The following is a 25,845-nucleotide window of genomic DNA, read 5'->3' on the forward strand; positions in this document are numbered from 1 at the left end:
GCCTTATTTCAAATCGTCGGTATAGCCTAAGCTGCGCAATGCACGTTCGTCATCTGCCCAGCCTGATTTCACTTTCACCCACAGTTCAAGATGCACTTTAGCTTCAAACATCCGCTCCATGTCCTGACGGGCTTCGGTACCGATTACTTTGATTTTGCTGCCTTTGTTGCCGATAACCATTTTCTTTTGGCCTTCGCGCTCAACCAAAATCAGACCATGGATATTATAGCCGCCACGTTCATTCGGCACGAACTGCTCAATCTCAACCGTCACCGAATAAGGCAGTTCTTCGCCCAGGAAACGCATCAACTTTTCACGAATAATTTCCGACGCCATAAAACGCTGGGAACGGTCAGTGATGTAATCCTCTGGGAAGTGATGCTCAGCTTCCGGCATATGCTTGCGCACAATGCTGGCGATGGTATCAACATTCATTCCCTTCTCAGCCGAGATTGGCACAACGTCCAGGAAGTTCATCTGCTGGCTAAGGAACTGCATATGCGGTAATAACTTGGTTTTATCCGTTACGTTATCTACTTTGTTGATGGCCAATAATACCGGGCATTGCAAACTGCGCAGCTTATTAACCACCATCTCGTCATCAGCAGTCCAATGAGTGCCTTCAACCACAAAAATGACTAATTCCACATCACCAAGAGAGCTACTTGCCGCACGGTTCATTAAGCGGTTAATGGCGCGTTTTTCTTCAATATGCAGCCCTGGGGTATCAACATAAATAGCCTGATAAGGCCCTTCAGTGTGGATCCCCATAATACGGTGACGTGTGGTTTGCGGTTTACGTGAGGTGATGGAGATTTTTTGCCCCAACAGCTCATTTAGTAAGGTCGATTTGCCTACATTCGGGCGCCCTACAATGGCAATAAAACCACAATACGTTTTTTCTACTTCGCTCATTCAAGCTCCAACTGTTTCAGCGCTTGTTCCGCTGCCGCCTGCTCAGCTTTACGACGGCTTGAGCCAGTACCTATTACTGGTTCATTCAAGCCACTCACCTGGCAGTGGATAGTAAACTCCTGGTCATGTGCTTCGCCGCGAACCTGCACGACCAGATATGAAGGTAATGGCAGATGACGGCCCTGCAAATACTCTTGCAAGCGCGTTTTTGGGTCTTTCTGCTTATCACCCGGGCTGATTTCCTCTAACCGACTGCGATACCACTCAAGGATCAGCCGTTCAATCGTATGGATATCGCTATCTAAGAATACACCGCCAATTAAGGCTTCTACCGTATCGGCTAAAATTGATTCGCGGCGAAAACCACCACTTTTCAATTCACCCGGCCCAAGGCGCAAACATTCGCCAAGGTCAAATTCACGGGCCATTTCGGCAAGTGTATTCCCTCTAACCAATGTGGCCCGCATACGACTCATATCCCCTTCATCAACGCGGGGGAAACGGCGATATAGCTCATTGGCGATAACAAAACTTAATATAGAGTCACCCAGGAACTCCAAACGCTCATTGTGTTTGCTGCTGGCGCTACGATGAGTCAGTGCTTGCAGCAAGAGCTCCTGCTGTTGAAAAGTGTAGCCCAGCTTCCGCTGCAGCCTGTTTATTACGATGGGATTCATGAGTTACCAATAGATCAAGAATGCGTCAAAAACTACAGCATACGGAACAGGCCTGACCGACAAAAATAACCAAGACAAAACTGTTTCGTTTGCAGTGGCTCCCATAAGAGAGCCAACTTTATCGCTCGAAAGGTTATTCTACAACGAGTGGATATATAATGCTGCGTTTATATGCCCTCTTTATTTGAAGTTACAGCGCCACGAGTGGCTCTCATTCCCCCGAATCACTAACTTATATAGCTCATCGGGGTTCACTCAATGACGGCCTTATTACCTTACTGCAACGTCAATGGATTGGGGGCATATCCGCTGCTTTAGTGAATTCCACCAATTCGGCTTAAACGCACACCCGTTGGCCATTCACCTTCTTGCTTTTCAAAACTCATCCAAATAGCCGTAGCCTTACCCACCAGATTACGTTCTGGTACAAAACCCCAGAAGCGGCTATCTGCGCTGTTATCCCGGTTATCGCCCATCATAAAGTAATGGCCTTCCGGTACTACCCAAACCCCTAACGGTTGATCGGGTTGCTGATAATAAGAGCCTAACGGATCCTGTCGCCCAGGAACGGTCAGAATGTGGTGTGCCACCGGGCCGAGGCTTTCAGTACGCTCGCGTAACCGGACACCGCCATCAGGTACTGCCTGATTTGTCGGGATCGGGAAGAACCCTGCGGAGGTCTCGCCATTACCGCTATAACGGAATGTCTGCACAAATTCACTTGGCTCAGACGTGCTATAAGTGATGGCCAACGCGCTATCACAAGAAGCACCGGTATTACATGATGGCTGTACCGTAACTTCTTTACTTATCGGGTTATAAATCACCCTATCCCCCGGCAGCCCCACCACACGCTTGATATAATCCAAACGTGGATCCAGCGGATATTTAAACACCGCAATGTCACCGCGGTTTGGCTTACCCGTTGGAATTAATGTGGTCTGAGTAATGGGATCTTTAATCCCATAAGCAAATTTCTCAACCAAAATAAAATCACCGATAAGCAGCGTTGGCATCATCGAACCAGAAGGGATCTGGAAAGGCTCGTAAATAAACGAACGCACGATAAAGACCAAGGCCAGCACCGGGAAGATAGAGGCACATGTCTCGATCCAACCCGGCTGTTTTGCAGCTTGGGCTAAGGTTTTATTATCTACAGCACACCCGGTTTGGGCCTTGATTTCCGCAGTTTGCGCATTAACAGCCGCAATTTTTGCCTGACGGGCTGGCCCCCATTTAAACCGCTCAAAGCACCAGACAATCCCCGTCAACAGCGTTGCTATTGCCAGAATCAAAGCAAACATGTTAGCCATAAAAACTCCTTATTTGCTGTCTTTTCCAACATGCAGAATAGCCAGGAAGGCCTCTTGTGGTAATTCAACGTTACCGACTTGCTTCATACGTTTCTTACCATCCTTCTGTTTTTGAAGAAGTTTTTTCTTACGGCTAACATCCCCACCATAACACTTCGCCAATACGTTTTTACGGAGCTGTTTTACTGTTGAGCGAGCAATGATGTGGTTACCAATCGCGGCCTGAATCGCAATATCAAATTGTTGACGTGGGATCAGTTCTTTCATTTTCTCAACTAAATCACGGCCACGATATTGTGCATTATCACGATGTGTAATCAGTGCCAGTGCATCCACACGTTCGTTATTGATTAATACGTCAACACGTACCATGTCGGAAGTCTGGAAGCGTTTGAAATTATAATCCAGTGAAGCGTAACCACGTGACGTTGATTTCAAACGATCAAAGAAATCAAGCACGACTTCCGCCATTGGAATTTCATATGTCAGCGCGACTTGCTTACCGTGATAAACCATATTGGTCTGTGTACCGCGTTTTTCGATACACAATGTAATGACGTTACCGAGGTATTCCTGTGGCAACAACATATGGCATTCAGCGATCGGTTCACGCAGTTCTTCAATATTGTTCAACGCAGGCAGTTTAGAAGGGCTATCGACGTAGACCGTTTCTTGATTGGTCGTAATTACCTCGTACACCACCGTTGGTGCCGTAGTAATCAGTTCCAGATCATATTCACGCTCCAGACGCTCCTGGATGATCTCCATATGTAACAAGCCAAGGAAGCCACAACGGAAACCAAAACCTAATGCTGTAGAACTTTCTGGCTCATAGAATAAAGAGGCATCGTTAAGACTTAACTTACCTAACGCATCACGGAAAGATTCATAATCATCAGAGCTTATCGGGAACAGGCCCGCATAAACTTGTGGTTTTACTTTCTTAAAACCGGGTAATGATTTTTCTGCCGGGTTACGCGTTAATGTCAATGTATCGCCAACAGGTGCGCCAAGAATGTCTTTTATCGCACAAACCAACCAGCCTACTTCGCCGCAGTTCAGAACATCGCGATCAACACGTTTTGGTGTAAATATCCCTAAACGATCAGCGTTATAGCTCTGGCCGGTACTCATAACCTTAACTTTATCGCCTTTACGCAACGAACCATTTTTGATACGTATTAATGACACGACGCCCAGATAGTTATCAAACCAGGAATCGATAATCAATGCCTGCAATGGCCCATCTGGAGCCCCCTCGGGGGCTGGAATATCGCGGACCAACCGCTCAAGAACATCAGGTACGCCCACACCGGTTTTTGCCGAGCAACGAACCGCATCAGTGGCGTCAATCCCCACAATGTCTTCGATTTCTTCAGCAACCCGCTCAGGATCGGCAGCAGGCAAATCAATTTTGTTCAGAACCGGAACAACTTCCAGATCCATCTCCATCGCAGTGTAGCAGTTTGCTAGCGTCTGAGCCTCAACGCCTTGCCCTGCATCCACAACCAACAGAGCCCCTTCACACGCGGCTAAAGAGCGTGAAACTTCATAAGAAAAGTCAACGTGACCGGGGGTATCGATAAAGTTAAGTTGATAGGTTTGACCATCCTTCGCATGATAATCAAGCGTCACACTCTGTGCCTTGATGGTAATACCACGCTCACGTTCCAGATCCATGGAGTCCAGTACCTGTGCGGCCATTTCACGCTCAGATAAACCGCCACAAATCTGAATAATGCGGTCAGACAGCGTCGACTTACCGTGGTCAATATGGGCAATAATAGAAAAGTTTCTTATGTGCTTCATTTATATGAATTTTTCTCTAGTCGTTGTCTTTAATTAATTATTGGTGGACACAGCGATGGATTCAAACCCAAAACTACCCACATAAATATTCACGCATCTTACACTGTAAGTCAGCCTCGTGAAAGGCATCACACCTAGCTTGTTACCTGATTTATTCTATACAAAGGCTGCATTCCCCTTCGTTTGAAGTCAGGGGAGAAACCATGACGCGCAGTATCATTTCAGCCGTTATCCGATAAAGCACTGGCTAATCACCCTATTTATATAGGATGTCGATTAACCGCTATAACTGTAAAATTTATTTTCTGATAATCATCTACTGAATAAACGCAGTCTGGTCATGTTGATGATATTCGAGATATTCAGTTACAACCTAAAAAAACACCCTGCCACTTTAGGAAAATGCTCATATACCTACCGAGGAAAAGACATACAGTTACAGCATTAGTGTGATTTTATAATAACCAAGTGAAATATTCTCTTGGCGGTAACGAGGAGAGTATTATGATTGACGAAGGAAAAATACTGAGCCGCCACGAAATGAGAAATGAAAACTCATGGATTACTATTACTATAATAATAGCTATATTAGTATTTAGCACTGTAATTATCACACTGGCACTTACGACATCAATATTCTTAACACCATCAATTTTTTCTATCTTATGCGTTGCTATCGCCGCAATATCACTGAGCGGGTTACTTTATTTACATCTACATGAAAATCCAGAATTTACTTATTTTCTTTATGAAAATGGTGTTAGGGTTTTTAATCATAACAACATGGAAATTTATTTCATCCCATTTGATAAAATCAAATACATTTATAAATATAATACAGGAATAAACCCCAACGGAAGGATTCACGCTATGGCATTTCGCACATCTAAATCTCAGCCATGGAACGTTATTATTAACAACATCAATAATGCATATCCGTTGATAAATACAATAATTCATCAACAAATCATGAGGATAGGCGTAATAAACTTAAACAGTTTATCGCACGGCGAAACACTGGAATTTGATATTATTAAGAAAGAAGAGGGTTGGTTAAAAAGAATGATATATCATGGAGAGATTAAAACGGGTATAGGAAGAATGAATACTCATCAGATGGATACATCCTCGCTGTCACTCAGCGCACACACACTAATCACAATTAACGGCATTATTAATATTGAGAATATTTTTCGGATAGAAACATTACAAGAAGCTTTTTATGAAAAAATACGCTTATTGGATACTCAAGGGAATATTATTTTCTCAATAGATTATTCTGATTTAATCAATGCAGACCTTTTTATTGCATTGATCAAACATATGATACAAAACCGCATTCCTGCCTATAATACTTAATAAATAATAACGTATTATTCTTGCTGAATACGCATAGCCGTTGGTGGTAAACCGATTTGTAAAATAACAGGCTGATAAGCACTTAACCCCTCAACCTTAGTTGCCAGTTTTCGTGCCAGTAAAAAACCTAAGCTCGCGCCCAAAATAGCCCCAAGAGCCGTAAATACATCGGTTAAAAATAGAGACTGGAACAGTGCCCCCCCAGAAATTAACCCAACTAACGGGGTTAAATAAACCAATGATGCAGAACGTAATAAACTCCCCTCACTGATGCCAACTTCAACTTTTTGCCCTGGCTCTAGCGGTTGTGAAATCTCAACTTGTAATTGATGGTCGGTTTCAGGCCCTAACTCATTTAATAAATGGCTACCACATCCACGGCGAGAATGGCAGTTCCCACAACCAGAGTGTGGTTCACAACGTAATAGGGCAATACCATTTTGCCACGATATCACCGTCGCCCATTCTTTCATCATTTTGTCGACTCCAGAACCACACTGTCGGCAATACGTTTGGCCGTTGACGGTGGCAATTCACCCACTACCGTTATCTCGACGTTATTACGGACTTCAGTCTGGACAGTACGCCGCCCCTGACGCAGGGATTGCTCCGAAGTCCCCTCCTTGCCTACGGGATTCACATTGACTGAAAAACTAAACAAGCCATCGGTATACAAGCGAGACTCTGTTGGTGTATCCATATTCGGCAGTGTACGGCGACTACGTGAAACCTCTGCAACCCCCTGCGGTAACCAACGCGGAGCCCAGGTAAAATCAGCTTTAGTCTTCGCTGGCAACGCCAGTAATGGTGGCAAGGATAATTTCAGCATACCTTGTAAAACTTGCTGAATAGGCTCGCCAACCACAAAAGAGATAACACGGAATTGTTCAAGTGTTTCGCCATCACGATCCAACAAATCTATCCGCATTGGCAGTTTCGTTGCCTCATCCAGCCAAATAATATAGCTGTACCGGGTGCTGTCATTAGCAACCACTCTAATCACCTGGCATGGCCTATCGGCCACACGTGCCCGACCTAACGCAATATAGTTATACGTCTTGGATAGTTTTTCAAAATTGGAGAAAACAATAGACGGCAGAGCATCAACAATGTGCTCACCAGACAATGTGAAAGATTCAAAGCCGGGTTCGAAATAGCTTATCTCACTGCCACGTTGTAAAATCTCTGTACGAGGGCCGTCCATACGCAACAATTGTGCTAACGGTTTTTTGTCTAAAATGGCATGTCGATAACGAAGAGAATCAATCCCTTGCTTGTTAACGTTAATATAAGATAGCTCATAATTGAGCGACTTGCTGGCACTGCCCATTTCCTGCAACATTGCTATCGGCGTAGGTTCCGCCGAAGCAATGTTTGTCATGAACAGGCTGCCCGTCATTAAACAGACGGAAAACCAAAGTTGCTTCATTACTGCTGCTGCATTCCTAAGGATTGAGTTCCAGGGACTTGAATTGCGGCTTGTGTTGAATCTGAAGGCTGCTGCAATACATCAGTTTGTGGTAAACGACGTTGCAATTCAAAATCTTGCAATTGGGTCATCATGTTGACGCGCCGACGCTGCTCTTGAACCTGATTCTGTTGATTGGTACCAAAAGAACCATCAGCAGGGACACCAAAACTGACTGGTGACGCTTTACCCATCATTGGCAAGGTATTAAATGCCGGTGATTCAGGTTGTAAATAATTTTGTGCCGGTTGGTTATATTGTTGAACACCTACAATGACAGCGAGAGAAACACAAGCGGCCATTCCCACCTGAGTAATCTGACTGGCCCACGGACGGACTTTTTGCCAGAAAGGCATTTTCTGCCAAAGATGTGGCTGTGGCTGAGATTCAGGTATAGCAATAGGAACCAAGCGCGCTGGCTCGTTCTTGAGCGCTTCTGCTACACGGCTGGCAATATCCAGATGTAAAACATTGCCAACATCTCCGCGCAAAGTGTCACGGATTAAATGGTAGCTCTGCCAGCTTTGCTGCAACGCTTTATCTTTCGATAAAGTCCCAAGCAGCTCGCTATCGAGAGTTTCTCCATCCATCAAAGCGGAAAGCTTTTCTTTCTGCATGCCTAAATACCCTTTGTGTGTCCGCCTATCGCTGAATTAGCGGCTGAACTTTGTTATCAATAGCTTCTCTGGCGCGGAAGATACGTGAACGAACAGTACCCACCGGACAGTCCATAATGGCTGCTATCTCTTCATAGCTTAGACCATCTAGCTCCCTTAATGTAATCGCCATTCGGAGATCTTCAGGAAGTGACTCTATGGTTTTAAAAACTATCTGCCTTAACTCTTCAGACAACATTAAGTTCTCAGGGTTCGATATTTCTTTCAATGCACCCGCATTTTCATAATTTTCAGCATCATTTGCATCCACATCACTGGATGGCGGGCGCCGCCCCTGAGCGACTAAGTAATTTTTCGCTGTATTAACAGCAATACGATATAGCCACGTATAAAAAGCGCTATCACCACGAAATGACTCCAGTGCGCGATACGCTTTAATAAAAGATTCCTGAACAACATCAGGAACATCGCCCTGAGGCACATACCGGGATACGAGGCTCGCAACTTTATGCTGGTATCGAATGACCAGTAAATTGAACGATTGTTGATCACCTTTCTGGACCCGTTCAACCAGCATCTGATCCGTTAACTGCTCGCTCATCCGAGGTGAACTCTCCCGAAATCTATCCCCACGCTAAAAACAGTACTGCCAGCCATATCATTGTTTCCTGAGCAAGCACTCGCTTGGAGTTTATAAAAATTGTAAAGTTCCATGTTGCCCGATTCTTTGTCCAAATATTATTCAGATATCTTATACCCATAGCTTTTTCTCAAGCAGATAGGCTAACATGAAACCAACTCTTCTTCCGCACACATCATACGATATGCAATCATCATCTGAACACATTAGCGATGTCTTGATCATCGGGAGTGGCGCTGCTGGCTTGTCTTTAGCTCTCCGCCTCGCGCCACATTGTAAAGTTACCGTTCTAAGCAAAGGGCCTCTTAATGAGGGAGCCACTTTTTATGCTCAGGGAGGTATTGCCGCTGTTTTTGACGAAACAGACAGTATAAGTTCACATGTCGATGACACTTTAATCGCCGGTGCCGGACTTTGCGACAGAGAGGCCGTTGAATTTATTGCCAGCAACGCCCGCTCTTGTGTCCAATGGCTCATCGATCAAGGCGTTCTTTTTGATACAGAGACTAGTGCTAATGGCGAAGAGCGCTATCACCTTACCCGTGAAGGTGGTCATAGCCACCGCCGTATTCTGCATACCGCGGATGCTACCGGTAAAGAAGTAGAAACTACCTTAGTGGGTAAAGCAAGCAATCACCCTAATATTTCAGTGAAAGAACGCTGTAATGCTGTCGATCTTATCACATCGAACAAAATTGGTTTGGCGGGCACCAAACGCGTCGTCGGTGCTTATATCTGGAACCGCGAGTTAGAGAAAGTTGAGACTTTCCGCGCCAAAGCCGTAGTTTTGGCGACAGGCGGTGCGGCTAAAGTTTATCAATATACCACTAACCCAGATATTTCGTCTGGTGATGGTATTGCCATGGCGTGGCGTGCCGGGTGCCGGGTCGCTAATTTGGAATTTAACCAATTTCATCCAACCTGCCTCTTCCACCCGCAGGCACGTAATTTTTTACTGACAGAAGCCTTACGTGGTGAAGGTGCCTACCTTAAACGCCCTGATGGCAGCCGTTTCATGCTTGATTTTGATCCACGCGGTGAACTTGCGCCACGCGATATCGTTGCCCGAGCCATCGACCATGAAATGAAGCGTCTCGGCGCTGATTGCATGTATCTGGATATCAGCCATAAACCCACTGATTTCGTGATGCAACATTTCCCAATGATCTATGAAAAACTGCTGTCATTGGGTATCGATCTAACCAAAGAAGCTATTCCGATTGTCCCTGCGGCTCATTATACCTGCGGTGGCGTGATGGTTGATCAACATGGGCGTACCGATTTAGATGGGTTGTATGCAATTGGTGAAGTGAGCTACACCGGCTTACACGGTGCCAACCGCATGGCCTCCAATTCCCTGCTCGAATGCCTGGTCTATGGCTGGTCAGCCGCAGAAGACATTCTGACACGGCTGCCGAATGCCAAACTGGCCAAGCATTTGCCAGATTGGGATGAAAGCCGCGTTGATAATTCTGACGAACGGGTTGTCATTCAACATAACTGGCATGAGTTGCGTTTATTTATGTGGGATTACGTCGGCATTGTCCGTACCACAAAACGTTTAGAGCGGGCTTTACGTCGTATTAACACGTTGCAGCAAGAGATTGATGAGTATTATGCCAACTTCCGTATCTCCAATAACCTGCTGGAGTTACGTAATCTGGTACAAGTCGCGGAGTTAATCGTGCGCTGTGCGATGGAACGTAAAGAGAGTCGTGGGTTGCACTATACGCTTGATTACCCTGATCAAATAGAAAACCCACAGCCAACCATTCTGCATCCATGATATTGAGGGCGTCTCTACGACGCCCGCAGACTGCTGACAAACCCCGATGACTCACTCTTGAACGGTGAGGATAGGCAGAAGAGTAAAGCGTCCGCGCCAGGGAGGGCGCGGCTCGATCCCCCAGGGAAGGCTATTTTTATACAGGGAAGCCGGCGTCTTTACGATCTGCCTGTTCTCTCCGTTGCAGGCACTTTGTCAATAACCTCAGGGCGTCTCTACGACGCCCGATTCTTATTTCACGCTAATTATTTTATTTAAAATTAATTACTTTATTTAAAATTAATAGTTTAGATAGAACTCACTGATTAGCTGGCAAAACTCAGGTGAGTAAACACCTTCAGACTGACGCAGAGCTAAATGTTGATACACAGTCTCACCCGCTTGTCTTGAAAGTGTCAGTAGCATTCGGTGTAACGGTTTACCGGGGCGATCCCTGATATCAACCTGGCACCGGGGAAACCAGCCCTGTTGCCCAGCAAGGTGGGCAAATTCAATCCCTAACTCATGGGGTAAAACCACACAAAACATCCCGTCCTCTGTGATAAGCTTCTCCGCACAGTTCAGTAGAGCATCATGAGTGAGTGACCCGGTATAGCGCGCGGTATCACGGGCTTCATCCCGACAAGCAATAGCCGGAGCAAAATAAGGTGGGTTACTGACAATCAGGTCATACTGATGGGGGTGATTCTCGGCAAACTGATTAATATCCTGCTCGTGGATATGAATGCGCTCAGCCCAAGGGGATAATTCAACATTATTGCTAGCCTGTTGTGCGGCGGCGGGTTCCAGTTCAACCCCGTCAATCTGTACCTGTGCTGTTGAGCGTTGGGCAATCATTAAGGCGATAAGCCCACTGCCACAGCCAATATCCAAAACTCTACGGGCGTGTAACACTGGCACCCAAGCACCCAGCAGAACGCCGTCAGTGCCCACTTTCATTGCACAGCGATCATGTGCCACAAAGAATTGTTTAAAGGTGAAACCACCACCACGTAACACCTGTTGTTTTTTCAATTGTTCGCCCACATTAGTCACCAAAATTTATACTCTAAATACTTCGAATTACAGGCAGGCAGCAAGCGAGAGACGAATCGGTTCGGGTGATTGAACGTAGCAACGCACATGCAGCTTGAAGTATGGCGAGTATATAGCTGGCGTAGCATAGGACAATATTATTAAAGGGAAAAGACATCATTCCGACTTAAACAGGTGAAGAATTCGGCTAACCCGTCTATAATCGGCGCCCCAAGTAGAGGAAGACCATGACTGTAACCAATTTTTCCGAACTCGATCTCGATGAACGTCTGATTGACGCACTGCGCGACAAAGGCTATGAGCGTCCTACGGCTATTCAAGCTTCGGCGATCCCGCCAGCTATGGATGGGCGTGACGTATTAGGTTCGGCTCCAACAGGTACCGGCAAAACTGCCGCCTTTTTGCTGCCAGCCTTGCAGCATTTGCTGGATTTCCCCCGCAAAAAATCCGGGCCACCGCGGATCCTGATCCTGACGCCAACCCGTGAGTTAGCCATGCAAGTGGCAGACCAAGCCCGTGAACTGGCAAAGTATACTCAGTTGGATATCGCCACAATAACTGGTGGCGTGGCGTATATGAACCATGCCGAAGTCTTCAGTGAGAATCAGGATGTTGTCGTTGCCACGACAGGCCGCCTGCTGCAATACATTAAAGAAGAAAACTTTGATTGTCGTGCGGTAGAGACCCTGATCCTGGATGAAGCTGACCGTATGCTGGACATGGGTTTTGCCCAGGATATTGAAACCATCTCAGCCGAAACCCGCTGGCGTAAGCAAACACTGCTGTTCTCTGCCACTCTTGAAGGTGAAGCTATCCGCGAATTTGCGGAGCGGATCCTAAATGAGCCAGTAGAACTTGAGGCGGATCCATCACGCCGCGAACGCAAAAAAATTCAGCAATGGTACTACCGTGCAGACGATATCAAGCATAAGACAGCGTTACTTTGTCATCTGCTGAAACAGCCAGATGTATCGAAGTCCATCATTTTTGTTCGTACCCGCGAGCGTGTCCATGAGTTAGTCAGTTGGCTACGTGAGGCGGGTATTAATGCCTGGTTCCTTGAAGGCGAAATGGTGCAAGCTAAACGTACCGAAGCGGTTATTCGCTTGGGTGATGGCCGGGTAAATGTGCTGGTTGCCACCGATATTGCCTCACGCGGGTTGGATATTGATGATATCAGCCATGTATTCAACTTTGATATGCCGCGCACCGCCGATGTTTATTTACATCGCATTGGTCGTACTGGCCGTGCTGGCCGCAAAGGCGTAGCTATTTCATTGGTTGAAGCTCATGATCATATATTGTTGGGTAAAATTGGCCGTTATCTTAACGAACCACTGAAACCACGCGTTATTGATGAGTTGCGCCCAACGAGCAAGGCTCCAAGTGAAAAAGCGACGGGTAAACCCTCTAAAAAGGTTTTAGCGAAGCGTAAAGAACAAAAAGAAGCCAGCAAAGAGAAAGTAAAGGTTAAGGTTCGTCATCGTGATGCCAAAAACGTTGGCAAACGGCGGACACCAAAAGCAAAACCTGATACCAAGAGTGCTGGTTAGTGACATGTACGCAAAAAAGCCGCTGCTCAAAAAATAGCGGCTTTTTTGTTAGATATATGCTCATTACCGATACCGCTTTCAGACTGAAATGACATTGCGAATATTGCGTTACCTGCAACTGACTTTTTTACTCTATTGCTCATCAACTTCTGCAAAATTGTTACCGCGCAGCCAACCATTCAATTCCTGATATTCTTGCTGTATTTCAATTCCTTGGATGTCCAATGGCGTCATCGCTAAATACTGTTGGAACGTTGCGCCCTGCTTGTTACGTAATTTAGGATCAGCGCCGGCTTGCAGCAGCCGCAACGCCAACCCCGGCGAATTAATCTTACCCGCAACATGTAACGGTGTGTCACCCATACGATCTGCAAGATTCGGGTCAACGCCTGCGGCCAATAGCAGACTCACCTGAATCTCGCGCCCAGCCATAACCGCCGATGCTAAGGGTACCGCTAAAGTCACGCTGTTTCGGATACTCGGCTGCTGGCCGCTATCGAGTAAAATGCGCATATAGCGTGCATCTTGTACACTGGCGGCGGTATGCCATGCCGTGTCGCCTTGTATCCCTGATTGAGAAGGATCGGCGTGTTCTTGTATTAATGCCACCAGGCTAGTTGGCTGTTGGTTAAGGATCGCCCATTGCATCAGTGTTATTAATTGATCACCTCGCTGCTGCAACAATGATTCATTGGCCAACGTATGGATCTGTTGTACTTCTCCGCGCGCAATCGCATCGGCGATCGGCATAACTAATGGATCAGTAAAAGCAGTACTAATCTCTGTCATTGCCCCTCCCCCAAAACCCAATAGTGGCATCAAAACAGTGCTGATAGCATAACGCTGTAGACATCTCATGTTCATATTCAAACATACTGCCGCTCCCAAGGCTGTTGTTCACTCATTGAGCTAAGTACTTTCTCAATACTATGCGCCGATAAACGGCGTTCGAGATGTTTGTGTGGTAACCAATCATCCACCCCAGTCAATTTGTCGCTATTGGCCAATACAATTTTATGACCCACAGCATTAGGAATAAGCGAAGTTAACTCCTGAATACCAGTCAGTAAATCATACTTCTCGCTATAGCTCCGTATCCCACCATTCTCTGCCGAACGCCGCGCTTTAGCGGAGTCCATACCAAGGCGTTTGAGTGTATTCTTGGCAACCCCTGCGGCATTGAAGGTAACGGCAAAAGTCCCGGTGGCTAATGCTGCGGTAGCCGCCAACCCACCGCCCAATGAATGCCCGGTGATCACCAGCGCATCACCAAAAGCCATTTTTGCTGTTTTCCCCAGAGCGACCGCTTCATTGTATTGCACATCCTCATAGCCCACCGCCTGTCGGATATTACTCCACCAATCGTGCCTATCATTCGTGCCAGCAAAGGATAAGACATACTGTTGATTATCACTGTAAATCCCGGCGAGAAAGCCTGAAGCACTATCAGACAAAGCGGCTGGGTCAATACCTGCTGCCAGTAGCCTCTCGTCACTTAAACGGACAAACCCGTTGAGATTGCCAGAGGTGGGGGCATAAACATCTTTAGCGAGCAGTGCTAATGAATAGTCCGCTTGCTGTGGCCTCTGCCCACTTGATATTGGTACATTGGTACTGCCTGCGGTCACCTCGTGAGTGTATGGCGTACTGTCATAGAGAACATTGTCCGCCAACATGGCTGTTGCTCGGTGAATTGCCTCTGATATTTTGGTGGCCTGTGCGGTGGTCACTGCCGTGGCGTCTTCTTTCTCTACCTTAACCGATGGATTAACATCATTCATTAAGCAAGAGACTAAAACAGGCGTAGTCAAACTGACAGATTCACTCATGCCAACTCCTTGTTGGGGGATAATCTAAATCGTTATCCCGGCTCAATGAGGGTATCTATCGACACATCAGCTGATGCTCTTAAGTTAACTTGCTAAATTTCAGGTATGAAAAAGGGGACCGAAGTCCCCTCAGACTGCTGACAAACCCCGATGACTCACTCTTGAACGGTGAGGATAGGCAGAAGAGTAAAGAGTCCGCGCCAAGGATGGCGCGGCTCGAGCCTACATGGATGTATTTACGGCGTCTTTACGATCTGCCTGTTCTCTCCGTCGCGGGCACTTTGTCAATAACCTCAAGGGGACCGGAGTCCCCTATCACTTTATGATTAAATCTCTTATGACTTAACTGCTCGCCTAAGAATTACAGACTTTCAGTGAAAGTCCGGGTAATCACATCGCGTTGCTGTTCTGGTGTCAGTGAGTTGAAACGCACTGCATAACCGGAAACCCGGATAGTCAGTTGTGGATACTTCTCTGGATTTTTCACTGCATCTTCCAGGGTATCACGGCTCAGAACGTTAACGTTCAGATGCTGACCGCCTTCAACACGTACAGTTGGTTGCACTTCCAGTGGCACTTCGCGATATTCGATCTCGCCCAACTCACTTGCTGGAACTATCTGATCTTCAGCATAGCCAGATTTCGCGCAAACACAGCGCAGTTCAGCTTTTTCATCATCCAACAGCCAAAAAGAGTTCAGCAAGGCTTCATTGTTAGCTTTAGTAATTTGAATACCAGTAATCATTTGGTGCCTCCGTAGTACGGCTATAAATTCCAAGGGAAGAGAATTATCTTGGTTATTTGGTAAAACCATTGTTGTCTTATTGTTCTATATACCAGTCCAGCCCTTACCATTCATTGATTCAAATCAATTTTTTCGCCACACCATCAATATAGACAATGGCAAATTTATGTTTTATATCAATTTTGTCAGAAACGTGGTCAGCAATTATTTTTGTAAATTTTAAACATTTTTTATATATAAAGGTCAAAAAAACAACATCATGTCACAGACTTGGGTTTAACAGTTTCACTCATCGGTTTGAACCGGTAAGCTAGCGCACATCAATACCTTGCAGAAACCAAGGAGAGTGTTTATGTCCCCCTCCCTTACTTGGCACGATGTGATCGGCCAAGAAAAAGAACAACCATATTTTAAAGATACGCTGGCCTATGTGGCAGCAGAACGCAGTGCTGGTAAGACCATCTATCCACCACAAAAAGATATATTTAACGCTTTTCGCCTGACCGAACTGGATCAAGTAAAAGTCGTCATTCTAGGGCAAGATCCGTATCACGGCCCTAACCAGGCTCATGGATTATCATTTTCGGTTCTACCCGGTGTTCCTGCCCCCCCTTCATTGGGGAATATATACAAGGAACTGGTTACTGATATTCCAGGATTCCAGCGCCCTAACCACGGTTTTTTACAAAGCTGGGCCGAGCAAGGCGTTTTATTGCTTAATACGGTCCTGACGGTAGAAGCGGGCAAAGCCCATTCTCATGCTAACCTTGGCTGGGAAACCTTTACGGATAAAGTGATTGCTGCGCTGAATGAACACCGAGAAGGTGTGATTTTTATGTTGTGGGGATCACATGCTCAGAAAAAAGGCCGCATTATTAATGCTGAGCGCCATTATATTTTGAAAGCACCCCATCCATCACCCTTGTCAGCACACCGTGGTTTTCTGGGCTGTAAGCACTTTTCACAAGCTAATCAATTACTGCAACAACAAAATAAGCAGCCGATTGATTGGCAACCTAAGCTGCCTGCGGTGGAGTAAATCACCGTTCAGAGCAAAGCTCTGGCCCTGAAACTACTGACAACCCCCGATGACTCACTCTGAAACGGTGAGGATAGGCAAGGGAGTAAAGCGTCCGCGCCACGGGTACTTTGTCAATAACCTCACGCCACCTTCGGGTGCCGTGAGGTTATTGAAAGATCAGTGAACTGCCCCACCCGTAATATGCAAATCATGCTCAATCTGCAATGCGATAGAGATAGCCAATTCTAACGCGACCAACACTGATTGTGCCGACATACTGGGCGCACCGGGGTGATCAACTGCCTGTTCCGGCAAATAAGGGATATGAATAAAACCGCCCTTGACCTCATTATTAAACTGATCTAACCGATGCAATAAACCGTACATAACATGGTTACAAACATAGGTACCTGCGGTTTGAGAAACTGATGCCGGTATCCCCGCTTCCCGTATCCCCTGAACCATGGCCTTGATCGGTAGGCGGGTAAAATATGCCGCTGGCCCCTCTTTAACAATAGGCTGATCAACGGGCTGATTACCCAAATTGTCTGGGATTCGCGCGTCATCAACGTTAATCGCCACCCGTTCAATGGTAATGTCCGCACGGCCCCCCGCCTGACCGATAGCAAGTACCAATACGGGCTGGACATCATCTATCGCGGCGTTCAGGGCTATCAGTGCCTCACCGAATGCGCAGGGTAGTTGGCGTGCCACAATTCTGACGCCACCCATCATTAAATCATTCAGTTGTTTGACCACTTCCCAGGAAGGGTTAATCTGCTCCCCACCAAAAGGTTCAAACCCAGTAATTAATACACGTCTCATCGCCTCTCCTTAGAGAAACATCAGGAAATACAGTAAAAATACGTTAACAATCAACAGAGTTACCCCAGTTGGGATTTGTGCTTTGATGACCGCATTTTTGTCCGGCAATTCCAATAATGCGGCCGGAACGATATTAAAGTTAGCCGCCATCGGCGTCATCAATGTCCCACAATAACCAGAGAACATGCCGATGGCCGCCATCACTGCCGGGTTTCCCCCGTGTTGTAACACTAAAATAGGAATGCCAATACCGGCAGTCACTATCGGGAAAGCGGCGAACGCATTACCCATGATCATGGTTAATAACGCCATGCCAATAGCATAGACCGCTACAGCAATAAAGCGCTGGTCGACGGCCAGATATTCTTGCGTGAGATGAGCAATGGCAGTCCCGACACCCGCGCTAGTAAATAACAACCCCAGTGTCGCCAGGATTTGCGGCAGAATAAATGCCCAACCGATAGAATCCAGCAGACGGCGTGCTTCCTGTACCGGTTGCGCCACCGTCTCACGGGTCATCACGACGGCAAGAACCAAGCCAAGAACACAGCCGACCGTCATTGAGAATAGAGTCACTAGCGTGGAGTGGTTACCCGGACCAAACATCCCTTGTTGCAGGGCCGGTATGTTATTGAACAATAGCACACCGATAACCGTGACCAATGGGATGGCTAATGCCGGAATAAAGAGTCGGTTACCTAAACGTTTCGCGCTAATATCACGCTCTTGCGGAGTCCGTTGATGGTAACTCCCCAGCTTTACACCACCAAATCCGGCAATCAGCGCCATGACCACCACGACAAGACCAACAATAATATTCAGGATGCGTTTCTCATCCGGGCCTTCGCCCGCCAGCGCATTCGCCAGCCGATAGGTCCAATCGCCAACCAGAAAAATCAAGCCATACAACCCCCAAAACAAACCGGTGGTTAAACGTCTTGGATTGGCTTTATCACGAAATGACATCACTGCGACAATCAGTAGCACCACTCCGGCCAGCCAATATAAATATTGTTGTTGGAAAATCATTTAGCCTCTCCCTTAGCTGCCAGGGCAGACTGATTCAGCGCCGTTAATTCCGCGGCAAGTTGTCTATCTAACCGCTGTAAACGGTAAGCATGGATCAGGAACGCACAAATCGCGGTCGGGATCCCCCACAAGGCGATATGTAATGGCTCAGTCTGAATGCCACCCGACTCCAACATAAAGTTGTGCATAAAGATAATGGCCCCAAAAGCGACAAAAATATCTTCACCAAAGAACAACCCCACGTTATCGGTTGCCGCTGACATAGCTCGCAGGCGGTAGCGAACTTTCTCCGGCAATTCACCATAGCGGTTCTCTGCCGCCCCTTCTGCCATTGGCGCTAATAAGGGCCGTACCATCTGAGGGTGACCACCAAGACTGGTTAACCCCATGGCTGCAGTCACTTCACGCACAAACAGGTAAATAATTAATAAGCGACCTGATGTCGCACTTTTAATTTGCGCAATCCATGCCTGCGCCCGCTCTTTCAAACCATGGCGCTCAAGCAAGCCAATGACAGCCAGGGGCAGTAACAGAATCAAAGGCAGATTTCGGGTGTTAAGAAACCCCTGCCCCAGACTTTCTAAAATGGTGGCTATTGGCATCAACGCTGCCAAACCAGTAATAATCCCGGCGGTGATCACCACTAATACCGCGTTTATCCGTAATAAAAATCCAATTACAATCGCCGCAATGCCGATCAGCGGCCAAAGATTTACCGTTTGTTCCAAGGGCTCTCTCCTGTTCTGATGTGTATTTCAATAATGTAAAATGTATTTAAGTGATAAATATATTCTGCCCAAGGTAGGCGCTGGTTATTGCGCTATCACGCGGATGCCTTCCTGCTGAAAGCTGTCCCGTAAACAACGCGCAAACGCTAATGCATGTGCGCCATCGCCATGAACACATACCGTATCAGCTTGTACCTGTACCCAACTGCCATCGCGGGCCTGAACCTGCTGCTGCTGCACCATAGCCAGAGTTTGTGATAGGGCTAACGCATCACTTTCAATGAGAGCATCTGGCTGACCGCGAGGGACTAACGTGCCATCGGGTTGATAGCGGCGATCAGCAAACACTTCCTGCCGGGTGACTAACCCCATACGGGTACCGGCGCGGATCAATTCACTCCCCGCCAACCCGACCAAACGTAACGACGGATCCACAGCCTTAACCGCCTGAGCAATGGCCTCCGCCAATAACGGATCGACCGCCGCTTGGTTGTACAACATGCCATGGGGTTTTACGTGCTGCATAACCCCCCCCTCAACCCGCACTATGGCAGCAAGGGCACCCAATTGATAAACCACTTGGGCATAGACGGTCTCTGGTGGTAACTGCATCGCAGTGCGACCAAAGTTTTCCCGATCCGGGAAGCTCGGATGCGCACCAATAGCCACACCATACTCCAACGCCCAGCGTACCGATTGACGCATAGTTTGTGCATCACCGGCATGAAAACCGCAGGCTATGTTGGCCGAACTGACCAATTGCAGTAGCGCCTGATCATTGGCGCAGCCCTCGCCTAAATCAGCATTTAAATCAATTTTCATTAGGCCTCCGGGGTAATCAAACCCTTCTCTAAACCCCATTCAATCTGCTGTAGGAAATGCTGTTGCTCTCTTTTGGCACGTAGTGCCTCTTCCACGGTACATGGCACAAAATGTATCGGCTCACCTAGCCGAATTTGCGCCAAGTGGTAGAGGTCCGCCTCAATCACGCAAGCAATCCGTGGGTAGCCGCCAGTCGTTTGTGCATCAGCCATCAATACAATCGGCTGGCCGTTATGGGGAACCTGCACCACGCCGGGCAATAGACCATGAGATAGCATTTCACGCCTGGTATTACGCATTAATTCGCGGCCACTCAGACGGTATCCCATGCGGTTACTTTGTGGACTGAGCTGCCAGGCTTCTCGCCAAAAAGTATTCTTCGCAACATCATCGAATTCGTGGTATTCCGGCCCCGGTACGGCACGGACACGGTTACCGAATAATAGCTGTTTAACGCCAACAGATTCACTGGGCAAACGAGTAGGTTTACCCAATGGCAGGCGGTCGCCTTCTTTAATCAGCCGCCCCTGATGACCACCAAACCCGGCTTTCAAGTCGGTGCTGCGTGAACCCAGCATTTCTGGCACGATAATACCGCCAGAGATAGCCAGATAACTGCGCATACCGCGGTGCGGTACACTGAGTTTTAGCTGTTGTCCGGCTTTAACCGGATAACACCAGCCGGTCCAGAGCCGCTGTTCATCAAGTCTGGCATCGCAACCGGCACCGGTTAAGGCAATCCAACCCGATTGGGTAAATTCTGCCGTAAACTGCCCAAGGGTAATTTCTAACCCAGCCGCATCGGTGGCGTTACCCACCAGCATGTTCGCCATACTCAGCGCGGGTAAATCTAACGCTCCCCCTTGGCTGATCCCCAAGCGGCGAAAACCGCCACGGCCAGCATCTTGTACCGTGGTATAAATACCTGCACGGGTGATATTCAGCATACGCCCTCCTTTAGCGGCAGAAAGCGCACATTATCCCCAGGCCGCAATAAGGTCGGTGGCATCTCCACTGGATTAAACAGTGCCAGTGAGGTGCGACCAATTAACTGCCACCCTCCTGGTGTTGCCAAGGGATAAATTCCCGTTTGGCTGCCGCCAATCCCGACCGAACCTGGTGCGACGACTAAACGTGGCTCTGCACGCCGTGGTGTAGCCAGTTGATCTGGCATCCCTCCCAGATAAGAGAAACCCGGTTGAAAGCCTAAAAAATAGACGATATAACTGGCACCCGCGTGGCACTCAACAACCTGACGTTCACTCATCCCCGCATGGCGTGCAACCTCAGCCAGATCGGGGCCAGCTTCTCCGCCATAAATAACCGGGATGGTGATATCCCGCGATTCGGGTATCAATGACTCGCTCTCTTCCCACCAACGTTGTAACTGCTCAATCGCATCCAATGCGGTATTTTGCGGATCGGCCAACAGCAGAGTTAAATTATTCATGCCTGGGATCGCCTCAAGGATATCGGCATGATGAATCAGGCGATCAGCTAAGCCCCAAATCCGTTGCTGGCTGGCTAATGTTACCGGTGGTTCTAACTCCAGCACCACCGCACTCTCTCCCAGTAAATAGCATCGTGCTCGTTGCACCCTGTCCCCCTGATTAATTTATGGTTCTGTTTTTAGATACCCAAAGTCATTAACGCAACAGCAAAATAAAACACTCGAATCCCGATGAACTTACCTCGACAAGAGATTCGGATATTCGACCGCCACTCGCCACTCGCCACGCCGTCATGCCCAGCAAGCAGGGTATAACTCAATAATTATCGTCAATAAGCACATATTTATGCTTTAGCACTTAGTCGCTGTCAATAGAACCAAACAAACCAATAAATACTATCAATCACTAAATAGGGGGGGCAAGCGTGAAATTAATCACCGTGAATGGCTCATTTTGAGGTTTTTTTATCAAGATGGAGGGAGACCAAAAATATTTTTCTTGTTTATAATCAACGACTGGAGAAGAGACACGCGTGAAAACTGTCGATTTATCACCCAAAAACAATCAGATGACTATTTTTAGCAACATTAAGAGGATAAAGACCTGTTTATTTTATGGATATCAAGCGAGAATTGGCAAAAAATTGGGGCAACCAGCCAACGAATGGCAAATTGGCCGGGAACATAAACGCCGCTTAATCGCCAGACAGCGCCATGTAAGACGGAGACACGCCGATGCTAAACATCGGCGAAAATGGCCCTATAGACTAACTCAGGCAGGGTTAGGAATATCAATAAAGGTAACATCTAATTGATGCTGTTCAGCCAACCACTCACCCAACGCTTTAATACCATAACGCTCAGTCGCGTGATGCCCTGCCGCATAAAAATTCACTTTCATCTCACGAGCAATATGAATTGTTTGCTCAGAAACTTCACCAGTGATGAATGCATCTACACCAAACTCAGCCGCTTGTTGGATATATCCCTGCCCGCCGCCCGTACACCAGGCGATACGGCGGACCTCTGCGGGCGCCCGATCACCACAATGTAATACACTGCGCCCCAACTGTTTTTCCAGACGCTCACGTAAAGTGACAGCATTCAGCGGCGTGGTGAACTCACCGTAGGGCAACAAAGATTCGATTTCACCCAAGACCTGTATATCAAGCAATTTAGCCAGTTGGGCGTTGTTGCCAAGTTCAGGATGTGCATCCAGCGGTAAGTGGTAACCGTACAGATTGATATCGTGGGTCAACAGTGTTTTTAAGCGGTTGCGTTTCATCCCCCGCACCACTACCGGTTCATTTTTCCAGAAATAGCCATGATGGACCAAAATAGCATCGGCCTGATGCGCAACTGCCGCATCCAACAGCGCCTGACTGGCGGTCACACCAGTAACAACCCGCTGGATATCCCGCCGCCCCTCAACTTGCAAACCATTGGGGGCAAAATCTTGAAAATCCCCGATATTCAGTTGGTTATTGAGTACAGTTTCCAGTTCAATGTTACGCATCATTTCAATCTCATCAGGTCAGTGTCAATTAATCAGTATAAATAAAGCGCGGGGACTATTTTCGTCATATAGCTATTTTCGTCATATAACGAGTTTCGCCATATCACTCTCTTCGTCATATAAAAGAAAAACCAACCGCGAGTAACTAGAATTTCTGGCTATCACCTTGTTCCATCAGGATAAAATCGATTCCCATATCATTGCCTTGTTGCAACTCAGAGAGAATTAATTTACGCACATCCTGCCCCTGCTGGAATGAGGGTTTTATGTGGCTAATCACCACCGGTAATCCTTTTAGTGTCTGGCCTTCACCACTGTATTGCTCCAGTTTTTTCAATTCTTTCAACAACCACTTTGGTGTCATATGGCCAAACAACTTATTGTCTGCCACATCATTAGGATAGGAAACCTCAATAATCATCCCTTTCAGTTGTTGTTGTCTGACCTTTTCAGCCAGCTTGCGCCAGACTGTATCCAGATTTTTTGATTTTTCGACATCATCCGGGCCGGTATCACCAAAATAGGCAAAGAATGCATTATTACTACTGATAAGCAGCATTGATGAGGGCGATTTATCATGACTCAGTGGATACATTTCCCCCGTTAAGCGGGTCAACCCCAAGCTCAAAGACTGAGCCGGACGCACCACTTGCATACGGTAAGTCCCTAAACGAGTCCCACTGCCGCTGTCGGTAAAATTGGGCCAAACGCGCCAATTGAAATAGTAGTTTCTCAGCACATCGATGGTATCAGCCGAAGCATAAATGGTTTTCTTGCTGTCATCCGGTGAACCGATAATTAGGCCAGAGACATGATCAAGATGCGCATGGCTAATAAAATAGCTGTTAATGCTCTGGCGGAAAATGTAGCCCTGCCGGGTTAGCGGAGCGGCCATTGCATCGGTGATCTCTGCAAAATGGCCTTTATCCAAGGCGCTGGCGATCCCTGGCAACACGGAGCCAGCATCCAGCCCCAAATACAGTGACTGGCTATCATTACGAATCAGATAAGAGGTCAGATTACCATCACTGACACCCCCATCAACGCCAAGCGCCACAACCTCAAAAGCCGCAGTGGACAGTGAACTGAATAGACTGAAAGATAAAATCACGCCAGTCTTTAGCAGACCACTCTTTATCTTATCTGATGCAGATTTAATCGATATATATTTCAATAACATGAAGGCTCCTCATGATTAGGGATCCTTGTGCTATCCCGCTTAGCGGCTTCAAATGCCGCGAGTGTAGCCAATCTGGCTTGCTTGTGATCAACCAACGGGGCAGGATAATCCAGGTGTTGCTGTTGCCGTTCTGCCCAGCGCCATGGCTGATGAATATCACTGTCTGGTACCACAGCCAACTCCGGTAACCAACGGCGAATAAACTCGCCGTCCTTATCAAACCGCTCCCCCTGCGTGGTGGGATTAAAAATACGAAAATACGGTGCCGCATCGGTACCGGTTGACGCGGCCCATTGCCAGCCGCCATTATTTGCGGCTAAATCGCCATCCACCAGTTGTGACATAAAGTAACGCTCACCTTGCCGCCAATCGATCAACAGGTCTTTAACTAAAAAACTGGCGCTGATCATCCGAAGGCGATTATGCATCCAGCCAGTTTCATTCATTTGACGCATCGCGGCATCAACGATGGGATAACCGGTTTGCCCCTGCTGCCAGGCTTTCAATTGTGATTCAGAGCGGTTCCATGTTAACCCATCAGTCCAGCCAATAAAGGGATGATGCTGGCATAAACGGGGATAGGCCACTAATAAATGGCGATAAAACTCACGCCAGATTAGCTCATTAAGCCAAGTGAATGCACCACTGTCGGCACTTTCTAACATCTCTGGGGATTCAGCCCGTAGGCGATTAAAGCATTGACGCGGCGAAAGGACCCCCAATACCAAATAGGGGGATAAGCAACTGGTACCGGGCACCGCTGGCAGATCACGGTATTGCCGGTAATCCTGTACTTGTTCACGGCAAAAGTGGCGCAAACGCTGTAAAGCTGCTTCTTCTCCTGCGGGAAATAACCGGCTATCAACGGACTGCTGTGGGTAATCAAAAGGCAACGGTGAGATCAATACTGGGGGAGCATCGCGGGCTTTGGGTGCCGGTACACAGTGGTTATCACTCATCAGTAGACGCTGAATAAACGCACGACGAAAAGGCGTAAACACTTTATACATCTCATTATTACCGGTCAGAACCGCCCCCGGCGCGAGCAATACACTGTCATGAAAAGACTGGCAGGCGATAGAACGCTCACTGAGTTGTACGGCCAGCGCATCGTCACGTAACCGTTCGTTCAGTTCATATTGTTGAGAATAAAACAGGGTATCTACTTGCTGTTGTTGACAAAAATCGACCAACCAAATACTTGACGCCTGAAAATCATCACATTGGTGATAATGCAGCGGTATCCCTCGATCAGCGAGAGCCGCCTGCAAATGTTGCAAATTTTGTAGCAGGAAAGCCGCCTGCCTCGGTGCCATACCATGTGAAGCCCATTGCACGGGTGTGGCAATAAACACGGCAATTACGGTCGCTTGTGGGTCCTGACAGGCCACATGAAGCGCCAAATTATCGGTGACCCGTAAATCATTGCGGAACCAGACCAAATGTTTAGACATGCCTTATCCTTATTTACCCATGGGTTCAACGTCTTTATGGTTCAATCTCATTCAATCACAAGACAACGGCCTGC

General features: G+C 47.3%; 25 protein-coding genes. 4 read left to right on the top strand and 21 right to left on the bottom strand.

What is annotated here, in order from left to right; all coding sequences use genetic code 11:
- Nucleotides 1–3 precede the first annotated feature (3 nt).
- From era to lepA, 4 genes are all read right to left on the bottom strand, one after another.
- Complete coding sequence (era, locus tag AC971_RS03925) at nt 4–915, bottom strand: GTPase Era (protein WP_002214829.1); 912 nt, start codon at nt 913–915, stop codon at nt 4–6.
- Nucleotides 912–1,592, bottom strand: a complete 681-nt coding sequence (gene rnc / locus AC971_RS03930) for a ribonuclease III (RefSeq protein WP_025380895.1) — start codon at nt 1,590–1,592, stop codon at nt 912–914. Before rnc ends, era begins: the two co-directional genes overlap by 4 nt.
- A 314-nt stretch (nt 1,593–1,906) precedes the next feature.
- Complete coding sequence (lepB, locus tag AC971_RS03935; protein ID WP_025380896.1) at nt 1,907–2,905, bottom strand: signal peptidase I; 999 nt, start codon at nt 2,903–2,905, stop codon at nt 1,907–1,909.
- A 9-nt stretch (nt 2,906–2,914) separates the two neighbouring features.
- Nucleotides 2,915–4,714, bottom strand: a complete 1,800-nt coding sequence (gene lepA / locus AC971_RS03940) for a translation elongation factor 4 (RefSeq protein ID WP_025380897.1) — start codon at nt 4,712–4,714, stop codon at nt 2,915–2,917.
- A 504-nt stretch (nt 4,715–5,218) separates the two neighbouring features.
- On the opposite strand from lepA, the gene AC971_RS03945 reads away from it, so the two are divergent.
- Nucleotides 5,219–6,073, top strand: coding sequence for a hypothetical protein (locus tag AC971_RS03945; RefSeq protein WP_025380898.1), 855 nt, complete (start codon nt 5,219–5,221; stop codon nt 6,071–6,073).
- 14 nt (nt 6,074–6,087) lie between these two features.
- Here AC971_RS03945 and rseC read toward each other — a convergent pair whose 3' ends face one another.
- The 4 genes from rseC to rpoE are packed head-to-tail and all read right to left on the bottom strand — an operon-like array spanning nt 6,088 to nt 8,759.
- Nucleotides 6,088–6,549: a SoxR-reducing system protein RseC gene (gene rseC / locus AC971_RS03950; protein ID WP_025380899.1), complete on the bottom strand. Its 462-nt coding sequence runs from the start codon at nt 6,547–6,549 to the stop codon at nt 6,088–6,090.
- Complete coding sequence (gene rseB / locus AC971_RS03955) at nt 6,546–7,502, bottom strand: sigma-E factor regulatory protein RseB (protein WP_025380900.1); 957 nt, start codon at nt 7,500–7,502, stop codon at nt 6,546–6,548. Before rseB ends, rseC begins: the two co-directional genes overlap by 4 nt.
- The gene (gene rseA / locus AC971_RS03960) at nt 7,502–8,158 is read right to left on the bottom strand and encodes an anti-sigma-E factor RseA (RefSeq protein ID WP_025380901.1); all 657 of its coding nucleotides are present in this window, start codon (nt 8,156–8,158) and stop codon (nt 7,502–7,504) included. Before rseA ends, rseB begins: the two co-directional genes overlap by 1 nt.
- Before the next feature lie 25 nt (nt 8,159–8,183).
- The gene (rpoE, locus tag AC971_RS03965) at nt 8,184–8,759 is read right to left on the bottom strand and encodes an RNA polymerase sigma factor RpoE (protein ID WP_002209672.1); all 576 of its coding nucleotides are present in this window, start codon (nt 8,757–8,759) and stop codon (nt 8,184–8,186) included.
- A 223-nt stretch (nt 8,760–8,982) separates the two neighbouring features.
- Between rpoE and nadB the strand changes: the two genes are divergently transcribed.
- On the top strand, nt 8,983–10,584 hold the full coding sequence (gene nadB, locus AC971_RS03970) for an L-aspartate oxidase (RefSeq protein WP_025380902.1): 1,602 nt from the start codon (nt 8,983–8,985) through the stop codon (nt 10,582–10,584).
- A gap of 279 nt (nt 10,585–10,863) precedes the next feature.
- On the opposite strand, the gene trmN is transcribed toward nadB, so the two are convergent.
- Complete coding sequence (gene trmN, locus AC971_RS03975; protein WP_025380903.1) at nt 10,864–11,610, bottom strand: tRNA(1)(Val) (adenine(37)-N(6))-methyltransferase TrmN; 747 nt, start codon at nt 11,608–11,610, stop codon at nt 10,864–10,866.
- A 236-nt stretch (nt 11,611–11,846) separates the two neighbouring features.
- Between trmN and srmB the strand changes: the two genes are divergently transcribed.
- A complete protein-coding gene (srmB, locus tag AC971_RS03980) occupies nt 11,847–13,172 on the top strand; it encodes an ATP-dependent RNA helicase SrmB (protein ID WP_012104783.1) in 1,326 nt (441 codons plus the stop codon).
- A 132-nt stretch (nt 13,173–13,304) separates the two neighbouring features.
- On the opposite strand, the gene AC971_RS03985 is transcribed toward srmB, so the two are convergent.
- The 3 genes from AC971_RS03985 to grcA all read right to left on the bottom strand — a co-directional run bounded on the left by AC971_RS03985 (nt 13,305) and on the right by grcA (nt 15,746).
- The gene (locus tag AC971_RS03985; protein WP_025380904.1) at nt 13,305–13,961 is read right to left on the bottom strand and encodes an ankyrin repeat domain-containing protein; all 657 of its coding nucleotides are present in this window, start codon (nt 13,959–13,961) and stop codon (nt 13,305–13,307) included.
- Nucleotides 13,962–14,038: 77 nt separating this feature from the next.
- Nucleotides 14,039–15,001 (bottom strand): Tle-like phospholipase domain-containing protein, encoded by a 963-nt coding sequence (locus tag AC971_RS03990; RefSeq protein ID WP_025380905.1) that lies wholly within the window; start codon nt 14,999–15,001, stop codon nt 14,039–14,041.
- 361 nt (nt 15,002–15,362) lie between these two features.
- Complete coding sequence (gene grcA / locus AC971_RS03995) at nt 15,363–15,746, bottom strand: autonomous glycyl radical cofactor GrcA (protein WP_025380906.1); 384 nt, start codon at nt 15,744–15,746, stop codon at nt 15,363–15,365.
- Nucleotides 15,747–16,098: 352 nt separating this feature from the next.
- Here grcA and ung point away from each other — a divergent pair, with 352 nt between their 5' ends.
- Nucleotides 16,099–16,785: a uracil-DNA glycosylase gene (ung, locus tag AC971_RS04000; protein WP_025380907.1), complete on the top strand. Its 687-nt coding sequence runs from the start codon at nt 16,099–16,101 to the stop codon at nt 16,783–16,785.
- A gap of 159 nt (nt 16,786–16,944) precedes the next feature.
- On the opposite strand, the gene pcp is transcribed toward ung, so the two are convergent.
- From pcp to phrB, 9 genes are all read right to left on the bottom strand, one after another.
- Nucleotides 16,945–17,592, bottom strand: coding sequence for a pyroglutamyl-peptidase I (pcp, locus tag AC971_RS04005; protein ID WP_025380908.1), 648 nt, complete (start codon nt 17,590–17,592; stop codon nt 16,945–16,947).
- 9 nt (nt 17,593–17,601) lie between these two features.
- The gene (locus AC971_RS04010) at nt 17,602–18,621 is read right to left on the bottom strand and encodes a DUF979 domain-containing protein (protein ID WP_025380909.1); all 1,020 of its coding nucleotides are present in this window, start codon (nt 18,619–18,621) and stop codon (nt 17,602–17,604) included.
- On the bottom strand, nt 18,618–19,349 hold the full coding sequence (locus tag AC971_RS04015) for a DUF969 domain-containing protein (protein ID WP_025380910.1): 732 nt from the start codon (nt 19,347–19,349) through the stop codon (nt 18,618–18,620). Before AC971_RS04015 ends, AC971_RS04010 begins: the two co-directional genes overlap by 4 nt.
- Before the next feature lie 84 nt (nt 19,350–19,433).
- Nucleotides 19,434–20,171 carry a 5-oxoprolinase subunit PxpA gene (gene pxpA / locus AC971_RS04020; protein ID WP_025380911.1) on the bottom strand — a complete coding sequence of 246 codons (738 nt, stop codon included), beginning with the start codon at nt 20,169–20,171 and terminating at the stop codon, nt 19,434–19,436.
- Nucleotides 20,171–21,118, bottom strand: a complete 948-nt coding sequence (gene pxpC / locus AC971_RS04025; RefSeq protein ID WP_025380912.1) for a 5-oxoprolinase subunit PxpC — start codon at nt 21,116–21,118, stop codon at nt 20,171–20,173. The genes pxpA and pxpC overlap by 1 nt, the downstream gene beginning before the upstream one ends.
- The gene (pxpB, locus tag AC971_RS04030) at nt 21,112–21,768 is read right to left on the bottom strand and encodes a 5-oxoprolinase subunit PxpB (protein ID WP_025380913.1); all 657 of its coding nucleotides are present in this window, start codon (nt 21,766–21,768) and stop codon (nt 21,112–21,114) included. Before pxpB ends, pxpC begins: the two co-directional genes overlap by 7 nt.
- A gap of 625 nt (nt 21,769–22,393) precedes the next feature.
- The gene (locus AC971_RS04035; RefSeq protein WP_038402320.1) at nt 22,394–23,137 is read right to left on the bottom strand and encodes a type 2 GTP cyclohydrolase I; all 744 of its coding nucleotides are present in this window, start codon (nt 23,135–23,137) and stop codon (nt 22,394–22,396) included.
- Nucleotides 23,138–23,282: 145 nt separating this feature from the next.
- Complete coding sequence (locus tag AC971_RS04040) at nt 23,283–24,317, bottom strand: MBL fold metallo-hydrolase (protein ID WP_025380915.1); 1,035 nt, start codon at nt 24,315–24,317, stop codon at nt 23,283–23,285.
- The gene (gene phrB, locus AC971_RS04045; RefSeq protein WP_025380916.1) at nt 24,308–25,771 is read right to left on the bottom strand and encodes a deoxyribodipyrimidine photo-lyase; all 1,464 of its coding nucleotides are present in this window, start codon (nt 25,769–25,771) and stop codon (nt 24,308–24,310) included. Before phrB ends, AC971_RS04040 begins: the two co-directional genes overlap by 10 nt.
- Between the last annotated feature and the right edge of the window lie 74 nt (nt 25,772–25,845).

The sequence above is a fragment of the Yersinia similis genome, from assembly GCF_001053095.1.
Taxonomy (GTDB): Bacteria; Pseudomonadota; Gammaproteobacteria; order Enterobacterales; family Enterobacteriaceae; genus Yersinia; species Yersinia similis.